4 protein-coding genes and 2 pseudogenes are annotated in these 3899 nt (G+C 69.7%); all 6 read right to left on the bottom strand.

Annotation, left to right across the window (positions count from 1 at the left end; translation table 11 throughout):
• Positions 1 to 183: pseudogene (locus VN520_RS10355) on the bottom strand (ATP-binding protein); the annotation flags it as partial.
• Positions 164 to 532 (bottom strand): DUF742 domain-containing protein, encoded by a 369-nt coding sequence (locus VN520_RS10350; RefSeq protein ID WP_325746573.1) that lies wholly within the window; start codon positions 530 to 532, stop codon positions 164 to 166. The gene VN520_RS10350 and the pseudogene VN520_RS10355, both read right to left, overlap by 20 nt.
• Positions 529 to 936: a roadblock/LC7 domain-containing protein gene (locus tag VN520_RS10345; protein WP_325746572.1), complete on the bottom strand. Its 408-nt coding sequence runs from the start codon at positions 934 to 936 to the stop codon at positions 529 to 531. Before VN520_RS10345 ends, VN520_RS10350 begins: the two co-directional genes overlap by 4 nt.
• Complete coding sequence (locus VN520_RS10340; RefSeq protein WP_325746571.1) at positions 933 to 2546, bottom strand: ATP-binding protein; 1614 nt, start codon at positions 2544 to 2546, stop codon at positions 933 to 935. The genes VN520_RS10345 and VN520_RS10340 overlap by 4 nt, the downstream gene beginning before the upstream one ends.
• Positions 2547 to 3174: 628 nt before the next feature.
• Positions 3175 to 3678, bottom strand: a complete 504-nt coding sequence (locus tag VN520_RS10335) for a MarR family winged helix-turn-helix transcriptional regulator (protein ID WP_325746570.1) — start codon at positions 3676 to 3678, stop codon at positions 3175 to 3177.
• Positions 3675 to 3899: pseudogene (locus tag VN520_RS10330) on the bottom strand (FUSC family protein); the annotation flags it as partial. The pseudogene VN520_RS10330 and the gene VN520_RS10335, both read right to left, overlap by 4 nt.

Here is a 3899-nt window from a genome sequence, read left to right as displayed (position 1 = left end):
GCCCGCCTGGGTCATCGTCTCCTCGGTGGACAGCGGCCGGATCTCGCTCACCGCACGGACCATGGTCGTCTTGCCGACCCCGAACCCGCCGACGACGACGACCTTCACCGCGGCCGTGGCCGTGTCGGGAAGGACGTCCTCGCTGCGGGGGCCCGTGATCGTGTCAGAGCTTCTGAAGTCCATGCATCACCGCTTCGAGGAGGGACCGGTCCGGGAGTGTGGCGCGGACGACGGGCGCGCGCGACTCGATCAGTTCGGTCGCCAGGAGTTCTGTCAGGAGCGAGGTGACCACGCTGAAGGGGAGACTCAGATAGGCCGAGATCTCGGCGACGGACAACGGCGCCTTGCAGAGCCGCAGGATCGCGGCCTGCTCGGGCTGGACCGTGGGAGACGGCTCGGCCTGCGCCACCACCATGGTGACGAGGTCGAGTTCCGCTCTTTCGCCGTCAGGGGCCCCGGTGATCACATACAGCCGTTCCGGGTCGCTCACCGCCGGGTCGGCCTTTCGGCGTTCTCGTCGGGGAGGACTCATCCGGGCTGCCCGCCGTGGCGCGGAGGACTCGTCAGGTGCGCTCCGATGCGGACGACCATGTCGCGCATGCGGGCACCGACCAGCCCGGCGTCGACCGTCTCGCCGGCCAGGACCGCGAGGTAGGCGCCGGTCCCCGCGGCCATCAGGTAGAAGAACCCTCCGGTGACCTCGATGACGACGAGTTTCATCAGGCCGTCGCTGTAGGGGATCTCGGTGGCGACGGCCGCGGCCAGGCTCTGCAGTCCGGCGCACGCCGCGGCGAGACGGTCGGCGACGTCGGGGTCGCCGCCGTGCCGGGCGATGCGGAGGCCGTCGGCGGAGAGCACCACGATCTGGTGGATGCTCGGTACGTCGTCGGCCAGTTCCTTGAGCATCCAGTCCATGTTTCCCCGCTGCTGGATCACTTCTCGTCTCCCTCGTCCCGCACGTCGTCAGAGTCTGTGGCGTTCTTCGGCTCCTCGGGTGCTCCGTTGACGGCCTGTGTGAAGGCCTCCAGCCAGAGCCCGGGCGGTGCCGTGCCGCCGCTGTGTCCGTTGCGCGCGACGGGCTCCGCCGGCGCGGACTGCTGCGGGAGGTTGTGCGAACCGAGGGGTGCGCGCCCTCGGCTGCGGCGCTGCGGGAGCCCTCCCTCGGTCCACTCGGTCACGACGATCTCGTCGTCACCCATGGCCGGTGCCGTGGGCGCGGACCGTGCGGCGGACGCCGCCGGGGCCGCGGCGGGGGCGGGTGAAGCGAGCGACGGAACGGGTCCGGTCGCGGCGGGGCGCGCCTTGTGCTTGCCCCGCGGGGGGACGACGTGCTGCATGTGCGACATGTCGAGCGAACTCTGGGGGCGCGAGGTGGCGCCGATGCCGTGCGCGATGCCGGGGGCGGGCCCGGTGGTGATCATGTCGCGCGGCACGATGAGTACGGCGCGGACCCCTCCGTACGCGGACTGCCTCAGGGAGACCTGGAGTTGGTACATGCGGGCGAGCCGGCCGACCACGGCCATTCCGAGCCGCGGGGACTCCCCGAGGTCGTTCATGTTGATGCCGGCCTGGGCCTGGGCGAGCATGTTCTCGGCCCTCGCCCGGGCCTCCTCGCTGAGGCTGACACCGCCGTCCTCGATCTCGATGGCGATGCCGGTCTGCACCTCGACCGCGGTGACGTGCACCCGGGTCTGGGGCGGCGAGTAGCGCGTCGCGTTGTCGAGGAGTTCGGCGCAGGCGTGGATGAGCGGTTCGACCGCGGTGCCGACGATGGCGACCTTGGCGATCGAATGCAGATCGACACGCTGGTACTCGAGGATCCGGGACATCGCACCGCGCAGCACGCTGAAGAGCGGTACGGCCTTGGGCCACTGGCGGCTGGGGCGGGCACCGCCGAGTACGGCGATGGAGTCGGCGAGCCGTCCGATCAGCGCGGTGCCGTGGTCGATGCGGAGCAGGTCGTCGAAGACATCGGGGTTGCGCCCGTGGTGGTCCTCCATCTCCCGGAGCTCACTGGCCTGCCGGTGGACGATGGCCTGGACGCGGCGGGCGACACTGACGAAGGCGCGCTGCGCGGAGTCACGCATCGCCTCCTCGTTGTCGACGATGTCGAGGACCTGGAGGACCAGGGCGCGTTGCGCCCTGGGGAGGTTGCGGTAGGACTCGTCCGCGTCGACGATGTCGCGCATCACTTCCTGCGGCGAGTTGCTGGCACGCAGCCGGCGGATCGCGGCGGGCAGGAGCTCCTTGCTGAGCCGCTCGGTCTCCCGGTCGTACGTGGCGATGCGGTGTTCCAGGTGGGCGATGCGCTGTTCGTACTCGGCGCGCTGGACGTGCATCGCCCGTCGCCGTCGGTGCAGTACGACGCTGAGCGCGGCGACCACGAGTGTGGCGATCGCACCGCACCAGATGACTGCCGCCCGTGTGGCGCCGGTGACCGGCACCGCGCCGACGGCGGTGGCACCGGCCATCAGCACGACGGGCAGGAGCGCGGCGCGGACTACGGGGATGTCTCTGTTGGTCGGCGGTGATTCAACACGGACCATCTAAACCCTCTGGCGGTTGATTCGGGAAGGTATTCGGGAGGTACGGCGCTTGCACGGACAGTTGTGAACAAGCGCTCGAATTCATATCAACTCGACTTCACTGCGCGTGAGCCTAGCCAGATCAGAACAGTGCTTCGGCATATTCGCCCAACCGCCTGCGCGCACTCGTCGGCGGTAATACACTCGCCAGTTTTTGCACTCACCGTTTGCATGCGTGCGCAGCGAGTGACGCCTCATGAGAATCGGGAGGAAGCGGACCGTCATGTCCTGCCCTGCGGGACGCCTGGGCCGGAGGGGTTTCTTCAGGGGTGTCGAACTTCCTGCAAAAACAGGAATTTATTCGTACCTACGATTGACAATCGCCAGGACATACGAATACAGACGCACCGCAGAGCGGGACAAGAGCACATGCGATCGAATCGGATCGAAAGGCGCAGTCTTCTGAGCGACGGACGGATGTACGAACACCCCGGCGCGCAGTCGGCGAGGTGACGTCGCCGGGTCGCCGGAGTTCCGCCTCCCGCTCTCGCGGCCGTTGCTCACCCCGCCCCGTCCTCACCGTCGGTGAGGACGTCCCAGCCGTGCGGAAGCGGCACGGCCCGCCCACCGTCCGTGGGCGGGCACTTCTTCAGCGGCGGCCGCCGAGCCGGCCCTCCAGCTGGACCAGCAGCTCGCCGAGCTGTCCGCTGAGAACGCCACGGGTCTCCTCGTCGAGCCCGGAGAGCACCGTCCGCTCGTAGGCGAGCTGTTCGGGCAGCAACCGGTCGACCAGGTCACGCCCCGCCTCCGTGAGCCCGACGTGGGCGACCCTGCGGTCCCTGGCATCACTGCGGCGGCCGATCAGACCGGATTCCTGCAGGACGCGCAGCCGCTTGGTGACCGCGGCTCCGGACGAGAAGGTCTCCCGGGCCAGCTCGCCGGGGGTGAGCTCACGGTCGGTGCGCCGCATCGCACCGAGCAGGTCGAATTCGGCGCGGGTGAGCCCGGCGGCCCGCAGGGGCGCGTCCTCGGCCTGCTGGAGAAGGGCCGCGCAGCGGTTGATGCGGCCGATGAGTTCCATCGGTCCGGTGTCCAGTCCCGGGTTGACGGCCTGCCACTGCCGTACCACCGAGGCCACGATGTCGTCGGTCACACCGCTCCGTTCGCCGGGGGCAGGGGGGTCGATCCCTGCCGTTGTGCTGTCGCCGCGAGCGTACGGTGCCCTGCCTGTTCGGCTGCCAGCAGCTCTTCCTCGGGCAGGGCGCGCTGCCACCACTCGCCCGACGCGACGTCACTCGCGTCGCGCAGTTCGACCAGGGAGGCGGTCAGCCTCCTGCGCGCCGTTTCGAGTGCCAGGGCGTCGGCAGCCGGGTC

Origin of the sequence: Streptomyces sp. (assembly GCF_035563135.1) — a bacterium.
Lineage (GTDB): Bacteria > Actinomycetota > Actinomycetes > Streptomycetales > Streptomycetaceae > Streptomyces.
This window is presented reverse-complemented; position numbering and strand designations above follow the sequence as displayed.

What these genes read in the sequence shown, in the direction of transcription:
- VN520_RS10350 (WP_325746573.1), bottom strand. Translation starts at nt 532, where the DNA reads ATGAGTCCTCCCCGACGAGAACGCCGAAAGGCCGACCCGGCGGTGAGC.
- VN520_RS10340 (WP_325746571.1), bottom strand. Translation starts at nt 2,546, where the DNA reads ATGGTCCGTGTTGAATCACCGCCGACCAACAGAGACATCCCCGTAGTC.